The 19,840-nt window shown below is 40.7% G+C and carries 13 protein-coding genes, 1 pseudogene and 1 CRISPR repeat array; of the genes and pseudogenes, 4 read left to right on the forward strand and 10 right to left on the reverse strand.

The features are described 5' to 3' along the window. Nucleotides 1-8: 8 nt before the first annotated feature. The 9 genes and pseudogenes from ACMX3D_RS03710 to ltrA form a co-directional block, all read right to left on the reverse strand. Nucleotides 9-821, reverse strand: a complete 813-nt coding sequence (locus ACMX3D_RS03710; protein WP_482750136.1) for an ATP-binding protein — start codon at nt 819-821, stop codon at nt 9-11. Nucleotides 822-1,103: 282 nt separating this feature from the next. Then, the gene (locus ACMX3D_RS03715) at nt 1,104-2,237 is read right to left on the reverse strand and encodes an ISAs1 family transposase (RefSeq protein ID WP_482747696.1); all 1,134 of its coding nucleotides are present in this window, start codon (nt 2,235-2,237) and stop codon (nt 1,104-1,106) included. 167 nt (nt 2,238-2,404) lie between these two features. Beyond that, a complete protein-coding gene (locus ACMX3D_RS03720) occupies nt 2,405-3,619 on the reverse strand; it encodes a restriction endonuclease subunit S (RefSeq protein WP_482750137.1) in 1,215 nt (404 codons plus the stop codon). Beyond that, nucleotides 3,616-4,047 (reverse strand): PIN domain-containing protein, encoded by a 432-nt coding sequence (locus tag ACMX3D_RS03725; RefSeq protein WP_482750138.1) that lies wholly within the window; start codon nt 4,045-4,047, stop codon nt 3,616-3,618. The genes ACMX3D_RS03720 and ACMX3D_RS03725 overlap by 4 nt, the downstream gene beginning before the upstream one ends. Nucleotides 4,048-4,049: 2 nt before the next feature. Further along, nucleotides 4,050-4,265 (reverse strand): hypothetical protein, encoded by a 216-nt coding sequence (locus ACMX3D_RS03730; RefSeq protein ID WP_482750139.1) that lies wholly within the window; start codon nt 4,263-4,265, stop codon nt 4,050-4,052. A gap of 53 nt (nt 4,266-4,318) precedes the next feature. Beyond that, a complete protein-coding gene (locus ACMX3D_RS03735) occupies nt 4,319-5,758 on the reverse strand; it encodes a type I restriction-modification system subunit M (protein WP_482750140.1) in 1,440 nt (479 codons plus the stop codon). Nucleotides 5,759-5,792: 34 nt separating this feature from the next. Beyond that, complete coding sequence (locus ACMX3D_RS03740) at nt 5,793-6,425, reverse strand: hypothetical protein (RefSeq protein ID WP_482750141.1); 633 nt, start codon at nt 6,423-6,425, stop codon at nt 5,793-5,795. A gap of 121 nt (nt 6,426-6,546) precedes the next feature. Further along, nucleotides 6,547-8,875: pseudogene (gene hsdR / locus ACMX3D_RS03745) on the reverse strand (EcoAI/FtnUII family type I restriction enzme subunit R). A 239-nt stretch (nt 8,876-9,114) separates the two neighbouring features. Beyond that, nucleotides 9,115-11,013 carry a group II intron reverse transcriptase/maturase gene (ltrA, locus tag ACMX3D_RS03750; RefSeq protein WP_482749175.1) on the reverse strand — a complete coding sequence of 633 codons (1,899 nt, stop codon included), beginning with the start codon at nt 11,011-11,013 and terminating at the stop codon, nt 9,115-9,117. An 851-nt stretch (nt 11,014-11,864) separates the two neighbouring features. Between ltrA and ACMX3D_RS03755 the strand changes: the two genes are divergently transcribed. The 3 genes from ACMX3D_RS03755 (at nt 11,865) to ACMX3D_RS03765 (ending at nt 14,648) form a co-directional block, all read left to right on the forward strand. Then, on the forward strand, nt 11,865-12,182 hold the full coding sequence (locus tag ACMX3D_RS03755) for a hypothetical protein (protein WP_190871332.1): 318 nt from the start codon (nt 11,865-11,867) through the stop codon (nt 12,180-12,182). Between the two features lie 158 nt (nt 12,183-12,340). Then, nucleotides 12,341-12,655 carry a hypothetical protein gene (locus ACMX3D_RS03760; protein ID WP_190871333.1) on the forward strand — a complete coding sequence of 105 codons (315 nt, stop codon included), beginning with the start codon at nt 12,341-12,343 and terminating at the stop codon, nt 12,653-12,655. A gap of 127 nt (nt 12,656-12,782) precedes the next feature. Beyond that, a complete protein-coding gene (locus ACMX3D_RS03765; RefSeq protein ID WP_482750142.1) occupies nt 12,783-14,648 on the forward strand; it encodes a GmrSD restriction endonuclease domain-containing protein in 1,866 nt (621 codons plus the stop codon). A gap of 111 nt (nt 14,649-14,759) precedes the next feature. Here ACMX3D_RS03765 and ACMX3D_RS03770 read toward each other — a convergent pair whose 3' ends face one another. After that, nucleotides 14,760-15,212 (reverse strand): MerR family transcriptional regulator, encoded by a 453-nt coding sequence (locus ACMX3D_RS03770; protein WP_482750143.1) that lies wholly within the window; start codon nt 15,210-15,212, stop codon nt 14,760-14,762. Nucleotides 15,213-15,293: 81 nt separating this feature from the next. On the opposite strand from ACMX3D_RS03770, the gene cas12k reads away from it, so the two are divergent. Continuing rightward, entirely contained in the window at nt 15,294-17,213 is a 1,920-nt protein-coding gene (cas12k, locus tag ACMX3D_RS03775; RefSeq protein ID WP_482750144.1) for a type V CRISPR-associated protein Cas12k, read from the forward strand. Nucleotides 17,214-17,661: 448 nt separating this feature from the next. Next, nucleotides 17,662-19,733: a CRISPR direct-repeat array (repeat unit 37 nt; unit sequence GTGACAACAACCCTTCTAGTACAGGGTGGGTTGAAAG). The last annotated feature ends 107 nt before the right edge of the window (nt 19,734-19,840 follow it).

Consider the following 19,840-nt stretch of genomic DNA (forward strand, 5'->3'; position numbering starts at 1 on the left):
CCTTTGTACTAGAATAATACTTCATTTTCTGTAAAGTTATGGTGATTTACATCGCATTTAATAGTGATATTTATTAAAGTTCCCTCAAAGAAGGTGGGTGCGCTTTGGTAAATTTCTTGAGTTTCGTCAATTAAACCGTAAGCGTCATGGCTATAAACCTCTATTTTACCCTGTTTACTCTTTACAAATTTTTTTAGTGAATCCAGTCCAGTTCCTCCGCATATTCTACTGGGTCGCGTTGTCTTACCTGGTTGAAATGCCCAACGTAAGGCTTCTTCAGCTAATTTCTGACTGTCTTGAAGGAAGTGGCGTACATTGCCTGGAATGCCAACACCAAAGTCAATGACAGTCAGCTTTAGTTTATTTAAGTTAGGATAACGCTGTCCACAAGTGAATACACCGATATCAGATTTACCATGTTCAAAAGCATTGCTATAAATTTCAAGAGCATTCTGGATAATTTCATCCTTGAGAGTTTGGTTAATGTCTACCCAACCACGTCCAAGCCATTGCTCATCAAGGTAATTGAGAATGCCTTCAAGATCGTCATTAGGATCTTCCCTATAAGCAACGGAATTTCCTTTCCACCCTTGCTGATGTTCTCCAAAGGCGTATAAGAAACCATTTTGAGCAAGATTGCCTCTGATATCGTCTTGAAGAGTGTCCCAAGCAAAAATAGCTTGACTACCACAAGATTGAATGAGGCGAGCTAAACCACCTAAAAACGCTACAGCGTTTGGGCGAAGAAAGCGACAACCTGAAAAATCAAAGATAATTTTTGGTGTATCAATTTCTCTGATTTGCTGCCAAAGTCCAAACATCCGAATGAAGTCTGCTTTGTCATCGTTGAGGGTTGGAACCAGGGAAAACGCACCTTATTTCCTAACAAAAACTAATAAGGATTTCAAAATCATTTTCATAAGTGCAAAACTTGACCAAAATATAAATAGAACAAATCGATTTTTTTGCTAACAAGTAAATTAGCTTATCGCTAATGAAATAACTCTTGTTTAAAGATAAATTAGCTAACTATTCAGCTATAAATAAGTAAGCTTACCCTTAAAAATAAGCAACAATCTTAACCAAATTATTGACAAGCTAGTTTACGCTAAAGCTAAAACTCTTTCTAAATAGTTATTATCCATTGCTGCCAAAAACTGTTTATTTTTGATTCCCCGCTTCACACGTTTCTCTTTACCTAAAAGATTTACTGCTATCTGCCGCATCACTGCAAAATTTTGTGGAGCATTATCTTTCCTAATCCGGCAGTCATCTTCTTTTAAAGCTACATCTAATACCCAATGTAACGAATTTTCTATGCCCCAATGACTGCGAACACAATTAGCAAATTTTTTCGCATCATTCTCAAGACTGCTAATATAATAACGAGTCTCCACTGTTGTTTTACCATCTATTTGTCGAACAGACTCTACCATCCCAACACTTTTTAAGTTTGACCAAACTGAATCTGGGTCAAGCTGAGATTCAATTCCAGATAACATCACATAATTGCGGATTTCATCACGACCATGCCCCGTTTCTTCTGTTTTATATGTGCTATGGTGAAGCCCTTCAAACCCTGTGCTTATTCCTGTTCTTAATAGTTCTTCTACTAACTCATATAGATTACCCTGATTCTTTTTTAAGGTGATTACATAATCTGCGTTTTGTTGCGTAATTAACTTCACAATTTCTTTTTGGCAACCGATTGCATCAATTGTCACGATACAACCATTCAACTCTAAAACATTCAGTAGTTCTGGGATAGCTGTAATTTCATTAGATGCTTCGTTTACTTTTACCTGTCCCAACACTAATTTATTCGTAGTTGCCCATGCACTTACCATTTGAATCGCACTCTGACCACTACTTTTATCATAAGAACCACATAAAGTTTTACCGTCAATTGCTACAACTTCACCATTTGTTATCTTCTGAGTTGATTTTATCCAGTTTAAGAAACATGACTGAAATTGCTGTGGATTCAATTGTGCAAACACTCTTGCAAATGTATCGTGTGATGGTATTCCGTTTGGTAACTCCAAAAATGTTTTTAACCACTCATACTTTGTGCAGCCATACAATTCTATTGCCACCCAACTATCTGCTCCACAGATTACTGCACAAATCGCAATTGTCAAAATATCAATTAGCTTATGTAATCTTGTGCGGTCTACTCTTGGATCTGACATCTGTGCAAAATGGTCAGCTATTGTGATTTTGGGCTTGAGCTTCATCCAAACGTCAGTGTAGCGTGCTTTTTTTCTTGAGGATACTTTTTGACAATACCATACCGAGTTTATGTTCTGTATCCCTACTCTCTTCTCAACCGATCAGTTCTTATTGTTACTGATGGCTTACGGTTGTACTTCCAAGCCTCTTCTTTCGTTCTGTGCATCAATATTTAGATGCGTTTGCCCTGACTTGCTCCTGCTTCGATATCTAGAATAACCTCACCGAATCTTGTCCATATCCAATTGTCTGGAATATTAAAATCAATATCATTTTTTGCTATTGGAGATAATAAGGCACTCTTGATTTTGCCTTTTTTTATTAGTGTTTCTTTATATATAGCGATTTCTTGTAAAACAACTGAACCACATCCATCACTGATATCTTGACGCACAAGTTTACCCTGCACAGCTAATTGCAAAATCGCCTGACGCAGTTTAGGAATTGTTTCAGGAATGCTGTAGAGTAAGTCAAAATTATTGCAAATGCGCTGCCAGTGTTGGCGGAAATCATCAGAATTTTGGGAGGAGAGGAGTTGAGCGATCGCACTTTCATTCATCCTCACAATACTTTCTTGCTTTTGCTGCTGTCGTTTTTCGATTTCGTCGCAGATGGAAAGCAAGCGATCGCACTTCACTACAATGCGTTTTTGTTCAGCAAGGGGTGGAAGCGGAATTGGGAATTTTGCAATATTACCCATACTCAAATTTGCTCTGGCACTATCAACCTGCTTATCGAACATGAAACTGATACAAATAGGACTGTTGAAGAAGTGAAGTATGTAGCGAAGCTCAATAAACTTTTCAGGTGAAATAAATCTTATCAAGCACACTGCCTGATTTATATTTGCAACATCATCTCTGTCGAATATCGCAGTACGACCAATTGATGCGCCTACAATGTTCATTAAAATATCGTTCCGCTTTAGTATTGAGCGTGGCTCTATTTCATTAAACTTTGCTTCAACGAATTTAGGTTCAGTTACATCAATTATATAATTTTGAACATTTTCGCTTGTTATAAAAAGCGTGCCAGAGTTATCCTCAACGTAATTTATTCCTTGCCATTTGGGAGAAGATCCCTTAGTAATCACTTCCACAAGTGAACCTAATCTAACCCACTTCCAATTTTTTGGAATTGTATAAGGTAAGTTATTAAAATCAATAGCAGGCAATGAATCAATTCTTTTGATTTTTTTCTGTTTTATTAGATTTTCTTTTTCGATTTCAATATTTGTTAACATAACCGAAGCAGGTTCATCATTGAGATATTGATGAACAAGTTTCCCCTTTACCGACAACTGTAAAATTATTTCCCGCAATTTGGCAACTGCATTTGGCGCATCAGTCAACAATTCAAAATTTTGGAAAAAAGTATCTACTTTCATTTAAATGGATTCACAATTTGTAATTGACTATCTACAACTAACCCATCCTGCATATCTTCAGAATAGAGAATACTTGCTCCCGTAGGTAAAGCACAAGCAACAATTAAACTATCCCAAAAAGAGAAATTAAATCGACTGCGGAGATTAGAAGCAGATTCAAAAATAGTTAGGTTAAACTCTACCACAGTGCAGCGACGATAAAGCGACTGAATCACAGCTTTAACTTGCTCCTCATTAAAGGCTGCTTTTTTCAGTAAATTGTTAGAAATTTCATTGACAACCTGTGTACTGATAATTATTCCTTCAGCTTCCGTAATAGTAATAGCAATATTACGCTTTCTTTCTCTTTCTGTAACTTCTATTTTTTGGTCGTCAAATAAACGATAAAGCCAAATATTTGTATCAACGAATGATGCACCAGATGTCATAATTATCGATTGTAAATTTCTTCACGGCTGAGAAATCCCTCCACCTGCACAGGGTTCTCTGTCAATTTATCAATTATGTCTGTTTGTCGAGATGGCTTTTTCTTTACTAAAACAATTACCTTAATATCCTCTCCTTCACCGAGTTCTTGTTTGTACTCATCAGGAATCTGAATTAAACCATTTTGAATCTTTGCTTGAAATTCAACTGCATTTAGCATATTTAATTCCTTTAATATAGAGAATATAAATCAATTCTAACTGCATTTTTTCATCACTCATCTCTCTCCAATGCTTCCATTAACTCAAATTTCAACTTACTCCGCACCTCACCCAACTCAGCCATGAGTTTTTGATGCTCTGCTAACATCTCATCTAAATCAGCGTGTTCTACATCAACTTTGTGAGGATTTTTAATATCTAAGTTGTAATTATTCAGCTTTAAATCTGCAATTGAAACTTTCCAAGCAAATTCATTTTCCTCGCGGTTATCCCACCATTCTTGCTCCGGTGCAAACTCCTCAAAGCGAATCGGCTTAGTTTTTGAGTATGACTTATAACCTGCTGGGTAAGGGTGTTCATAATACCAAATCGTTTTTGTTGGTTCCCCTTTGGTGAAAAATAGCAGATTAGTTTTTATACCTGTGTAGGGATTAAATACGCCATTTGGTAAGCGAACAATTGTATGCAGATTGCAATCTTGCAGCAGTTTTTCTTTAATCCGAGTTTTTACACCTTCCCCAAACAGCGTACCGTCTGGCAAAACTATTGCACCTCTACCGCCTTCTTTGAGCAAATTAATAATCAGCACCAGAAATAAATCTGCCGTTTCTCTGGTGCGGAATGTAGCGGGAAAATTGTCCTCAATTCCATCTTCTTCCATCCCACCAAAAGGCGGATTAGTGATAATTACATCCACCCGTTCTTGAGGACTGTAATCGCGCAATGGTCGTGCCAAAGTGTTATCATGTTCTGCTTCTGGTACATCAAGACCATGTAAAATCAAATTCGTTACACAAAGGTTATAAGGTAACGGCTTTTTCTCAGTTCCGCGAATCGTCTGTTGCAGAATTTCTGGAACATCAGCACTTTGAAAATGTTGGCGAATGTAATCAATAGCTGCTGTTAAAAAGCCACCTGTACCGCAAGCAGGGTCAAGAACAATTTCGCCTAATTGCGGCTTGATTCTATCTACAATAAACTTTGTCACCGCACGAGGAGTATAATATTCTCCGGCGTTTCCTGCACTCTGCAAATCCTTGAGAATCTTCTCGTAAATTTCGCTGAACTGTTTTTTCTGCTCTTTTTTATTAAAGTCAATTTCGTTGAGCTTATTAATTACTTGGCGGATGAGAGTACCATTTTTCATATAGTTGTAGGCATCCTCAAATACCTTACCAATCATCCACCCACGCGCATCAGTTGCCGTAGTTCTCAGTTCTTTGAGAGTTTTAAATAAAGCATTATCTACAAAATCCAGTAAAGCATCTCCAGTAATCCCTTCTGCATCTGCTGCCCAGTTACGCCAACGCAACCCTTCAGGAATCGGAGATTTATAATTATCCTCTAGCAGTTCATATTCTTCTTCACGAGCATCAAAAACTTTGAGGAATATCATCCAAACTAACTGGCTGATGCGTTGCGCGTCACCATCAACGCCCGCATCCTTCCGCATGATATCTTGAATAGTCTTAATTGTAGTGCTGATTGACATAATAATAAGTGAGTGCGATCGCCGATTGGCACAATTAACCTAGAAGTGATATCATATCGTGTTCATACACTTGATAGTCATTCCAACCAAGAACCTTTATAACTATTTTTTGTGCAAAATTTTCTTTAGGGTATTGGCTTAATGAAAATTCATTACCAAAATAAGTCTCCAAATTATTAAAGCATTGCTCAACTGGTGGTCTAAAGTTACCTTCCTCAGAGTGCATTGATTGATTTCGACCTTGCCAAATTATATTTTTTAAAACTTCATTACCTATGCTTCTACCGTCAGGGCAATTTCCTAAACCTGTATGTACAATTGAAATGCCTTGTTTAGCTATCTGAAGTAAGGCACCGCAAAGAGATGATACAGCAAATGATTTAGCATATATTAAATTTTTCAAGCATTCCATCTGAGCAATTAAGTATTTTTCTTGCTCTCTTAATCGCTCTGATTGCTTCATCAATTGAACGTATTCGTACTGAACTTGCATTGGGCTGAGATCATCTGACATATCTCCGGCATAAAATCTTTCATAAGAAAGCCTTAATTCCTCATCAATTTTGCGTTTTCTTTCCTCTGCTGTTTCAAGCTCTCTTTCATCGTGCATAATTAAATCAATAATATTGCTTGCTGCATATTTTGTATCAATCAAATATTGGTTCATAAAAATTTACTATTTCTATAAATACAATTAATTTTGGCAACAAAATATATTAATATATCTCCTTTATTTAGCCCAATAATTGAAATATTATTACTAGTATTTCAAATAATGTTTAGGATTATTAAGATACTCGATATAGTTCTTCCTTAAGAACCGACAAAGCTTGTAAGTAACCTTGCTTACCACCAAAAATACTAATTATCTCCAACGGAGTGCCTAAATCGCTGATTGGTTTAACATTTAACACACCCCAACTTTCAATATCTTCAATCCCCTCATCAGCATATTTATCCAACAAAGCATTGAGAACAGTTCTAGCTTGTTCGCCATACTTGCTAAAGTAGTTACGCTTGCGGACATTGTTCGCTCTTTCTCTGCGTGTTAGTGGCGGTTGGTCAAAGACAACATGACAAATCTAAGGGGTCAAAATCCTTACCAATCTCTTTTTCTAACGCTTCCAAAGGCACACCCAGTTCTTGTAATTCTTGGATAATAGCCTGCTTCTGTTCTGTAGATTGCCATTTTTTCAAGAAAGCATCTAATGAAACGTACTCCTGACTAACTGTTTTGCGAGTATAGTCTTTTATCGATTCCGTAATCAGCTTACCGTCCTTGCCGTGATATTGCTCTCGAATAAAAGCAACCGCCACCTCTTCATCTGCGATTACATACTTTTCTCGCTTCTGCTTACGGTTAATCTCACCATCATCTATGACTTGTTCATCATCACCATTATCAGGCGGATTAATTGGCTCATCGGGTTTAGGCTTGTAAATTTGTACAGGTTCGCCATCAAAATCAGGGTCAGCAAATAACTGGGTCGCTTTTTTAAAATCGATAATGGTGAAGAACATTTTGCCATAGTCTTCATCAATGCGAGTTCCGCGACCAATAATTTGCTTAAATTTGGTCATGGACAGGATGCGCTGGTCTAAAACAATCAATTTGCAAGTTTTAGCATCAACACCAGTCGTCAGTAATTCAGAAGTAGTAACAATCGTGGGATATTTACTTTCAGGGTCAATGAAATTATCCAATTCAGCCTTACCTTGAGCATCATCCCCAGTAATTCGCATAATGTAGCGGCTATTCTCCGCCACCAAATCAGTATTTTCATTCACCAATGCAACCCGCATCCGTTCTGCGTGGTCAGTCGTCTCACAAAAAATGATAGTTTTGGCAAAGCGATCGCTTGATTTAAGATAATCAGAAATAATTCGCGCTACTAACTCGGTACGCTTCTCTAAAACCAGACTTCTATCAAAATCTCGCTGATTAAATACTTGATCGGGAATTTCTTTACCATATTTATCCCTTTGTCCTGGCTTTGGTTTCCATCCACTCAAATCTTTATCAAAATCAATGCGAATGACTTTGTAGGGAGCTAAAAAACCATCTTCAATCCCTTGTTTGAGTGAATAGGTAAAAATCGAATCGCCAAAATAAAGACTATTAGAAACTTCTTCTGTTTCCCTTGGCGTAGCCGTCAAACCAATCTGCGTTGCACTGCTAAAATATTCCAGAATCTCTCGCCATGCCGAATCCTCATCGGCGCTTCCCCGATGGCACTCATCTATAATAATTAAGTCAAAGAAATCTGGTGAAAATTGGCGATAAATATTTTTCGCTTCTTCATTTCCGGTTACCGCCTGATACAGGGAGAGATAAATTTCATAAGATTTATCTACCTGTCGCTGCTTAATTTTGGCCATTCTTGAGCCAAAGGGTTTAAAGTCATTGACTCTAGTTTGGTCAACCAAAATATTGCGGTCTGCCAAAAACAGGATACGCTTTTTCGCCCCCGACTTCCACAAGCGCCAGATAATTTGAAAAGCTGTAAAAGTCTTACCTGTACCCGTTGCCATCACTAATAGGATGCGGTTTTCTCCTTTGGCGATCGCTTCAATCGTGCGATTAATGGCAATCTGTTGATAATAGCGTGGCTGTTTTTTATCAGGGCTAGGATAGTAATCTTGAGAAACAATCGGCTGAATCTCTAAGTCAATTCCCTTCCAATCACAATATTTTTGCCAAAGTTCTTCCGGTGTCGGAAACTGATTGAGGGGGATTTCCCGTTCTCGCTGTCCTTCGGTAATGGTGCGATCGCAAATCATAAAAGCGTCGCCATTCGAGCTAAATATGAATGGTACATCAATTAATTCACCAGTGGCGATCGCTTGCTGCATTCCCGCACTGACACTGTGATTATTATCTTTAGCTTCAATTACAGCCAGTGGTACGCCAGGTTTGTGATACAGCACATAATCAGCGCGTTTCTGCTCACCTCGACTAGCAAGCTTACCCCTAACAATCACCCTACCCTTTGTCAGCGTCACTTCCTCTCGAATCTGAGTGTTGATATTCCAGCCGCGATTAACTAGAGCAGGTGTAATAAACTTTGTACAGATATCACGTTCACTCAGAGATTTCTTGTCTATCGCTTCTGACATAAAGAAGTTCGGCTTTCGGTTTAGAGGAGGCGCAGTATAATTCTAGACTTAATTCTTGCTTGCTGTTAAGTATGAGTCTAGTATTTTGCTATCTAGGAACCAGAAAACCTATTATTCAACATCAAACTAGCTACTAAAGCTTTTGAGATTGATTGCGTAAGCGTAGGTAGGGTCGAGGTGTGCATTACTGCATCACCCCTCCCATCCGAAACCGTGCGTGCGACTTTCACCGCACACGGCTACTCAGTGTGTTGTCCATTTGTCATGTCGGACTTCCTAACAGCATGACCAAGAAAGTTTGGAATATCGTTTAGCCATTCCCAGTCGAATTTCTCCCAAAATTTAGAGAGCAATTCTTGGAATTTGGAGTGGTCTTTATTCCGAATTTCTTTAAGGTCAATTGCGGTCTTTTCGTCATGACAATGCCGATGTAATAATTGCAGGTTTTTCCATTCATCCTTACCGCCTAGTGCTTTGGGGATTTGATGGTCTATTTCAATTACATCCCATTCTTGGAAGCTTAATCCGCACCAGGGACATTTACCCTTTTGAAGTTTTAGCAACTTAGCCTTACGACTAGGCATTTGAGGGTGTTTCCCTAGTCTTGAACTCCAGTAAACTGTGTCGCCGTCGTAGGGGCTTTTATCACCTTTGACTTTTACATAACTAGTGCTACTGCAAGAGAATTGGTTATGTTTTAGTAACCGAAGGGGGTTCGCATCCCCAACTCTTGTTGCGAATACCCAGTTAACGCCTTCTATGGATGTCCAGTATTTGGTATGTCCTTTTGCTGTAGTTCCACATCGGCGTGTTGCCCATCGTTGAAGTTTCAGGTATGTGAGGTTGTCTTGTTTTGATAATTCTCCGATAGTTTGGGCATCGGAGTTTGAGTAGTAGGAAGTCCATCCCCTGATTACAGGGTTGAGGTCTTTGATTAGTGCCGCTTGGGGCGAAGACCTGTGTTTTCTGATGATTCTTCCGATTTCCTCTTGATGTGCCTTACTCGCCTTCGTGGATGGGGTGATGAGGGTGTTAAAACCAAGTATTTTTCCCTCAGCATTTTTATTGCTGCGGTACTTCCCTGCTGGGTATTGCTGGATATGGTGACCAAGAAAGTTGAATCCAGCTTTACCATCTTCACTCAGTTCATTGGTGAGTGTATGAGTTAGCCTGGTTTTTTCGGGTTTAAGTTCTAAGCCTATGTCTTTTAACCACTCCGAGATGATTTCTCGGCATCTTTGGACTATAGCCTTATCTTTGTGCAACACAACAAAATCATCTGCATAGCGTATAAAGCTAAGTGATTTGATTCTTTCTTGACGTGACACTCTTTTACCGTTTTTATCACGAATATCGAGTGTTGTGGCAAAGTTGTTGAGTGCATTTTCTAAGCCGTGGAGGGCTATATTTGCCAGTAGTGGTGAAATAACACCACCTTGCGGTGCTCCAAGAGATGTAGCCGTAAATGCCCCCTGGTCTATGACCCCAGATTTGAGCCAAGCTTTTATCTGTTGCCTAGCTTTTCCTCTGATGTTAAGTTTCTGAAGTAGGGCTATGTGGTTAATGCAATCAAAACATTTGGCTATGTCCGCATCTAGTACGAATTTTGCCTGATTCTGTATACAGAGTTTGATTTGTTTAATTGCATCGTGGCAAGACCTTCCTGGTCTAAAACCATAGGAATTTGGTTCAAAGACTGCCTCCCATTCAGGTTCTAGTGCAGATTTTACTACGGCTTGTAATGCACGGTCGTACATTGTGGGTATTCCTAATGGGCGTTTTTCTTGTGTTCCTGGTTTTGGAATCCATACTCTACGAGTGGGTTTGGATTTTCCAGTAAGTTTTAGTTCCCTTGCCAGTTTCATACGTGCTTCTGGGGACAGCGTTTTTTTGCCATCCACTCCTGCCGTCTTTTTACCTTGGTTTTCTTGGGTTACCCGACGAGCCGATAGTAATCTGTTGTACCAAGACCTCATCAGCGTCTTTTGGAGTTTGCGACATCGCTTAACATCGCCACGGCGGGAAGCAGCATAAATGCGTTTTTGCAACTTAAAGACATATCTTTCGGCTTTGAGCCAATTGATAGTTTTCCATCCCTCGGTATTCAGTGAAACTGAGTCCAATTTAGGCTTATTCATTGCTACTGTTACCTTTAGCCTTTCCCACACTGCGGTACACGTCAGCTTATCCCGGCGATTACAGCCATCCTTTTTCCGGCTTTACCTGTTAATTCAGGTTGGGCATTTGCTTTTTGTACCATCCTTCTCCCTTATGTCTTATGGCTGATACCTACCTGTATTTTCAGGAGAACATCAGGGGTTGTTTCGTTCCCATCATCCATGTTTGAATCCTTTAGGGCGTGCCTTTCCACCGGGTGAGAGTAGTGCGCCATCTCGGTCGGGCATACCGAGTGGACTCTTTTATGTCGGATATTCCCGACCCAGGCGGTTTGGAAGTTAGTTCCAAAGAAGCTTATTCCCCCTGGAGCCTGCTAACGATGGTTAAACGGCACTTTGCTTGTTCTACCCATAGGATTCTTGCTTGCAGTATACGCTTTCAGCAATTACCGCATTGACTGCTTTCACCCCTGCTTCGCATCTTTGATAATCGGTCTCGGATGTGGGGGCTACCAAAGTTGCCTCTGGTAGTCTGTGTGCTTTTAATCCCGCACTAGGACAGTAGGACTTGGTGTATTTTGGGGTAAGTTATAGTGTTAGTGTGAACTTCTACTTTTCTTTTCCTCTCTAGTTTTCTCAGCTTGTAGCTAGACTAGATTCCCTCACCTACATGGATATATGAGTTGTCATTTTATTGGGGATTAAAGTGCGAACTCAACCCAGGATGGGTTACCCAATAAAAGCCAGTCATCCCTAAGTATTGCTACTTATTTCGACTGAACGAATCGCACGCCCGCCACAGGCATCGCACTGCTTTCTACACACATCGTGACTCATAATATCTATAAAATAGTCACGATTCGTGAGTGATTGTGCAGTTAAGAATAAATCGGGTAATAGACAGCAATCCCCAGACAACTCAATATAGAATCGATGCGCTCAGTGACTTGCCTTTGGAGCCTTTGGAATATTGCCAACGATGGGTTGAGATGTCCTCGGAGGAACGGGGATACAGGAAAGCCTGTATTGCTGCTCTAGCTGAAGCAACCGGGCTAAGTGAGAGGACTATAGGAAATTGGGGTCAAAACTTTGAGAGGCGACCAAACTATGTAGTGCATATACTACGTATGGCAGATATGCTTAACCAAATTAGAAAAATAGTCTTACCTCCTGATTATCCTCAAAAATAATTTGGTCGTGATTCGTGACTAAAATACTTGTACTGTGAGCAGATATTTTCTAATTTGGGTTCAGCAAGCACAGGATTTATAGGAGTAAAAGTTTAGCTTACTGCCATTTCCAATACTCCCTGCCTCTGCCAGCTTAATCTGACTCATCAAGACCGAAGATGCAGACTGGGAGAAACTCCCATCAAAATAATCATCCAATTGATCTACTCCGTCAGTTGCCCCTTGAACCGACTGAGTATTGTCGCCGTTGGGTAAATCAGGAACCAGGCCGCAATTATCGTAAAGCCTGCATCAATGCGATCGCGCAAGTTACAGGTACTAGCCCAAAAACCGTTAAAGACTGGGGAACGGACTTTCGTCGGCGACCTAAATATATTACTCGCATATTACGGCAAGCAGACCTGATCAACCAATTTAGACAGCTTGTTGCACAAGGAATTGTGACTTTACCTCCAGACTTTCCTCAAGAATAAACAAAAGCGATCGCGACTCACGACCAATTGCCCCAAAAACCCCTTGTTTTCACTACAAGGGTAATCTTAGGCTGGCCTAAAGACCTACCTACTTTCGTGAACAGTCGCATCTTTCTTGATGGCAAAAATGACAGAACATCAAATGAACTCCATCTCTACCTTTGACATCACTAAGTATTTTCTCCTTGATGTCATGAAAGACATTAAAACTGGACGCATCCAACTGCCAGATTTTCAACGGGATTGGGTTTGGGATGATACTCATGTGCGTCGTCTACTAGCCAGCATATCTTTGGCTTATCCTATTGGCGCAGTCATGATGCTTCAGCAAGGTCATCAACACCGACAATTTAAACCACGTCTTGTTGATGGAGTGTTAACACCACCAAATCATCTGCCAAACTTGTTAATTCTTGATGGACAGCAACGCCTAACAACTGCATTTATGGTGCTACTGTCTGAACAACCAGTCATCATCAAAGACCAAAAAAACCAGAAAACTATCAAAAAGTGGTACTACCTGGATATTGAAAAATGCCTCGATCCAGAATGCGATCGCCTTAATGCAATTATTGCCTTACCTGAATCCAGAATTACGCGCACCTTCACAGGGGGATTGGTTGACTGCTCTACTCCTGAAAAAGAATATAAAGCCCTCTTGTTTCCTTTATCTAAAGTGTTCTTTTTTTCTGAGTGGAGAAGTAAATTTTCTAAATATTGGCAATACGATGCCCAAAAACTGGAACTAATTGACACTTTAGAACTGGAAGTTCTCAAGAAATTTGAGCATTATCAAATACCTGTGATCCAACTACGTGACTCCTTACCAAAAGAAGCAGTTTGCCAAGTCTTTGAAGATACAAACACTTCTGGCTGTGACCTCAATTACTTCGATTTAATGAGTTCCAGCTATTGCACTGCTGACTTCAGTTTGAGAGATGATTGGAAACAGCGCGAAAATCGCTTCCAATCTTTAAAAGTATTGCGTAAGCTCCGCAGCACTGATTTTGTACAAGCAGTTACGTTAATAGCTAGTTATGCCAAGAGGATGGAAGCTATTAAAAAAGGCGGGAACATCGATAAATTACCAGGTGTTGCTTGCGATCGCGCTGAAGTTCTCAAACTCACCAAAGAAGAATATCAAAAATGGGCTGATCCAATTTCTAGGGGTTTTGAAGAATCTGCTCGTTTCCTTCATAGTCAAAAAATCTTTGATGCAGATGATTTAGCCTATCCCATTCAATTAGTCATCCTCAGTGCCATTTTTACTGTTTTGGGAGAGCGTTCCCGTTCTTCTCATATACGTTCTATGCTAGAACGCTGGTTATGGTGTGGGATGTTTGGTGAAGTATATACACGTTGGTATGAGGCACGAGCCGGGCGAGACGTGATAGAAGTACCAGATTGGTTATCAGGTGGCTCACTGCCGCTTACTATTGTGCAAGCAGATTTTTCTTTTGATAGGTTGATTAGCGTTAGAAAACGTTACGGTGCAGTCTATCAAGGTTTAGCGGCTTTACTAAGACGTGAGGGGGCAATTGATTGGTGTACTGGGGAAGAAATCAATGATGTGATTTATTTTGAAGAACAGATAGATTCGCACCATATCTTCCCTGTGGGATGGTGTCGCAAAAAAGGCATTGAACCCAAAAAATATAACTGCTTGATTAACCGTACACCTTTAAGTGCCAAAACAAATAAAAAGATTGGTAGTAAAGCACCTTCAGTTTATTTAGAAGAGTTTGAAAATACTGGGACATCAACTAGAAGACTAGATGAAATATTGCGATCGCACGCTATCTCTCCAACAACTTTGCGCCGAGATGATTTTGAAGCTTTCTTTCATCTGCGGGCAAACAATTTGCTGACCCTAATTGGAAAGGCAATGGGCAAGAGTTTAAGTTTTGAATCCTTTCAGGATTTTGTCGAAGAGAATCATCACGGGAATGGCAGAGAGTATAAGCCTCATCCCGAAGCTCTCAAGAACTATTAAGCTATCAGCATCAAAATCGCTGACTTGGTTAAATAGAGGAGTTTGTGACAGTAAATATAAATCTAGTATTATGCTACGTGGCAAACACATAACTTAGTATTCAAAGCCAAACTAGCTACTAAAGTTTTTGAGATTATCCCTTAATTTTTGATGAATGCGATCGCACCAAAAGGGAATCACAGTTTGTCCTTGACAAAGTGCTTCTAGGGCAGCTTGTTTATCAAACTCTGCCATTTGCAAAGGTTGTTCATGCGATCGCGTGGGTAATAACATTAGCCGCTTCATCTTTTCTTCGGGAACAGACTCATCAAATAACCAAGGTTCCCGTTCGCGCAGTGTTTCTAGTGCTGCATGGCAAACCTCAAAATTTAAACCGATTGATAGTAACTGTTCCATTACCGTTAACGCCAGCAGGTCAGCTTTGGAGTAGTAAACATTACGACCTTTGCCAGTACTGTTAACCGTAGGTACTATAACTCCCTTCTCCCGCCAATACTGCAACTGGCGGCGAGAGCAATGAGTAATTTCTGCTGCTTCTGTGCTTGTGTAGAACTTTCCTTCCATAAGAATCATCCTATAGAAGCATCTCCTGAAACACATTAGTTTTCTGTACAACATAATGTGTTTTTATGGTATTTTATTTTTATGAGCCAGATTACTATTCAATGTCGCCTAATTGCCAGTGAATCTACCCGCCAACAACTCTGGAAGTTAATGGCAGAATTGAACACACCCTTAATTAACGAACTGCTTCAACAACTTAGTAAACATCCAGATTTTGAGAAGTGGCGAAAAAATGGCAAACTGCCCTCAACAGTTGTTAACCAACTTTGCCAATCCCTGAAAACTAACTCTCGCTTTGCAGGACAGCCAAGCCGTTTATATCTATCTGCAATTCATGTTGTGGATTACATCTACAAATCTTGGTTAACCATTCAAAAACGGCTACAGCAGCAGCTTGATGGCAAAATACGCTGGCTAGAAATGCTCAACAGCGATGCTGAATTAGTAGAAATTAGCGGTTGTAGCTTAGAGGCAATTCGTACCAAAGCTGCTGAGATTTTGGTAATGGCTATGCCAGAATCTGACGTAGCTGCTCCTTTGACTAAAAGAGGAAAGACTAAAAAATCCAAAAAATCATCCGCTTCCAATCCTGACCGTAGCTTATCTCATAAATTATTTGATGCTTACCAAGAAACGGACGACATACTCAGCCGTAGTGCCATTAGTTATCTGCTTAAAAATGGCTGCAAACTTAATGACAAAGAAGAAGACCTAGAAAAATTTGCTAAACGCCGCCGTAAGGTTGAAATCCAAATTCAACGGCTAACAGACAAGCTAACAAGTCGAATTCCCAAGGGTCGAGATTTAACCAATGCTAAATGGTTAGAGACACTCTTCACTGCTACAACTACCGTTCCAGAAAACAATGCTGAAGCAAAACGCTGGCAGGATATTCTGTTAACCCGATCAAGTTCTCTTCCATTTCCCTTAATTTTTGAAACGAATGAAGACCTAGTTTGGTCAAAAAATGAAAAAGATAGACTCTGTGTTCACTTCAATGGCTTGAGTGATTTAACTTTTGAAGTGTATTGCGATCGCCGTCAACTGCATTGGTTTAAACGTTTCTTAGAAGACCAACAGACCAAACGCAACAGCAAAAATCAGCATTCTAGTGGCTTGTTTACTCTTAGAAATGGTCGTTTAGCTTGGCAAGAAGGTGAAGGTAAAGGTGAACCTTGGCAAATTAACCGATTGACCCTTTATTGCTGTGTAGACAATCGCCTGTGGAGTGCTGAAGGAACAGAACAAGTTCGCCAAGAGAAAGCACACGAGATTACCAAATTCATCACCAAGATGAAAGAAAAGACAGACCTGAGTAATACTCAGCAAGCTTTTATTCAGCGTAAACAATCTACACTAACTCGCATAAATAATTCCTTCGAGCGTCCTAGTAAACCCCTGTACCAAGGTCAATCACACATATTGGTTGGAGTAAGCTTAGGGTTAGAAAAACCTGCAACTATAGCCGTAGTCGATGCGATCGCAAACAAAGTTTTAGCTTACCGCAGCATCAGGCAATTACTAGGGGACAATTATGACTTGCTAAATCGTCAGCGACGACAACAGCGATCACTATCCCACGAACGTCACAAAGCACAAAAAAGCTTCTCTCCCAATCAATTTGGTACATCTGAGTTGGGGCAGTACGTGGACAGATTGTTGGCTAAAGAAATTGTAGCGATCGCACAAACTTACAAAGCTGGTAGTATAGTTTTGCCTAAATTAGGAGATATGCGAGAGATTCTCCAAAGTGAAATTCAAGCCATAGCTGAAACAAAATGTCCTGGCTCGGTAGAAATCCAGCAACAATACGCCAAACAGTATCGAGTCAATGTCCATTCCTGGAGCTACGGCAGATTAATCCAAAGCATTCAAAGTAAAGCTGCTCAGATAGGAATTGTGATTGAGGAAGGTCAACAACCTGTTCGTGGCAGTCCCCAGGATAAAGCAAAAGAATTAGCCCTCTGTGCTTATCAACTTCGCCTAACTAAGCGAAGTTGACAAATATCTGAACCTTGATAATGGAATAATATTTAATAGCGCCGCAGTTCATGCTGCTTGCAGCCTCTGAACTGTGTTAAATGAGGGTTAGTTTGACTGTAGCAATACAGTCTTGCTTTCTGACCCTGGTAGCTGCTCACCCTGATGCTGCTATCTTCGGATAGGATAGGTGCGCTCCCAGCAATAAGGGCGCGGATGTACTGCTGTAGTGGCTACCCAATCACCCCCGATCAAGGGGGAACCCTCCCCAATTCTTTCTTTGAAGGGCTTAAATCAGGGCAAAATTTTGAAGAGTTCCGCGCAAGTTCCAAATTGCTTGTCCAGTCTGAATTTCATCGTTTTTTCCCAGAACATGATTTTTGAGACTGAGGCTCAAATAGAAAATTGGGAAACATCCGCGCTAGAGGCATCTGGAAACTTTGCCCTACAATGTTTTGGAGCTAGGTTGGTGACAACAACCCTTCTAGTACAGGGTGGGTTGAAAGATCTAAGGCTTCCAAGGCTTCTGAGTATTTATCTGTGACAACAACCCTTCTAGTACAGGGTGGGTTGAAAGGGCAGCCGCACCTGCGTTAGAGCCTGCTGTACCCGTGACAACAACCCTTCTAGTACAGGGTGGGTTGAAAGTGGCTTCATCAACCATTAAGCGCCGTGATTGTTGGTGACAACAACCCTTCTAGTACAGGGTGGGTTGAAAGAGAGAAATTGGGACGGACGAGATCGCCTCTTTTCTAGTGACAACAACCCTTCTAGTACAGGGTGGGTTGAAAGAATCTCAATGATTTCAATAAGCATATTGCCAAAAAGTGACAACAACCCTTCTAGTACAGGGTGGGTTGAAAGTATACGCCAGATGGGGAGGCTGTAGGATTACAGGAGGTGACAACAACCCTTCTAGTACAGGGTGGGTTGAAAGATTTTAGCTATGGTACAAAACTCTTATACTGTCTGTGACAACAACCCTTCTAGTACAGGGTGGGTTGAAAGGGTAACCCTAATGACCCCTGAATACTGGCAAGAAGTGACAACAACCCTTCTAGTACAGGGTGGGTTGAAAGAGGCGATCTAAAGCCTAAAAAGTTCCAAGTAGTCTGTGACAACAACCCTTCTAGTACAGGGTGGGTTGAAAGGCATTAGTTAATATTGATTGGAGTACTACAGGAGAGTGACAACAACCCTTCTAGTACAGGGTGGGTTGAAAGATTCTCCCCTTGGTATCAACGGTTACATTGGCATTCGTATAAGTGACAACAACCCTTCTAGTACAGGGTGGGTTGAAAGACCTCTGGCTTTGGTGCTAGAAACACAGGGATTAAAGTGACAACAACCCTTCTAGTACAGGGTGGGTTGAAAGAAGCTTATGTAACAGAACCTAGAGACGTAATGGAGTGACAACAACCCTTCTAGTACAGGGTGGGTTGAAAGGTTTAAGTGAGGATGAGTCTACTGACTGGGTACAGTGACAACAACCCTTCTAGTACAGGGTGGGTTGAAAGTTGAATTAATCCCAGTTCTCAGCTTTAATTGGTTGCTCAAGTCGTCCGTGACAACAACCCTTCTAGTACAGGGTGGGTTGAAAGTTGAATTAATCCTAAAGGTTTTGTAAGCTCTAATGTGACAACAACCCTTCTAGTACAGGGTGGGTTGAAAGAGGTTGTACATTTTATTCAACCTAACGTTAATACGTGACAACAACCCTTCTAGTACAGGGTGGGTTGAAAGGATAGCTCTATTGGCAACCGTTTGCACCTTATAAAGTGACAACAACCCTTCTAGTACAGGGTGGGTTGAAAGTGGAGACAGTGCCAGCCAAGCCTTGTATTTCTCAAGTGACAACAACCCTTCTAGTACAGGGTGGGTTGAAAGGTCTCCCAGTGCTTAACAGCTGCTGCATCGCCTCGGTGACAACAACCCTTCTAGTACAGGGTGGGTTGAAAGGGAACACTAGCGGAACAACTTTTAACTATGGTCAAGTGACAACAACCCTTCTAGTACAGGGTGGGTTGAAAGTGCTTACGCCACGGAATCAGCGACTTGGGGGCAAGTGACAACAACCCTTCTAGTACAGGGTGGGTTGAAAGAGTACCGTAAATCGCTGCTAGTAGTTCCATCCCGGTGACAACAACCCTTCTAGTACAGGGTGGGTTGAAAGCTTTAGCTCGAACTAAAGAACGGCTTTAACTTTTAGGTGACAACAACCCTTCTAGTACAGGGTGGGTTGAAAGGGAACCATCACAAAAAGTAATCACAATGTAAGGAAGTGACAACAACCCTTCTAGTACAGGGTGGGTTGAAAGTTGAAAGTTTGTGGCACAAAAAATTCTTTGTAGCGTGACAACAACCCTTCTAGTACAGGGTGGGTTGAAAGTTTCTTTTTACTAGTATTCACGCCTGCGGCTTCTTGTGACAACAACCCTTCTAGTACAGGGTGGGTTGAAAGTATGAGAGATTAACGCGATCGCTTCAGGACTTCTGCGCTTAAGGTGACAACAACCCTTCTAGTACAGGGTGGGTTGAAAGCGATAATCGTATTCTCTCCCACACATTACAGTGGTCAAGTGACAATAACTCTTCAAGCACAGGATGGGTTAAAGTATTGGCTTGTAATTGAGAGATTGCCGATTTAA

The organism is Anabaena sp. TISTR 8404, from assembly GCF_056847745.1.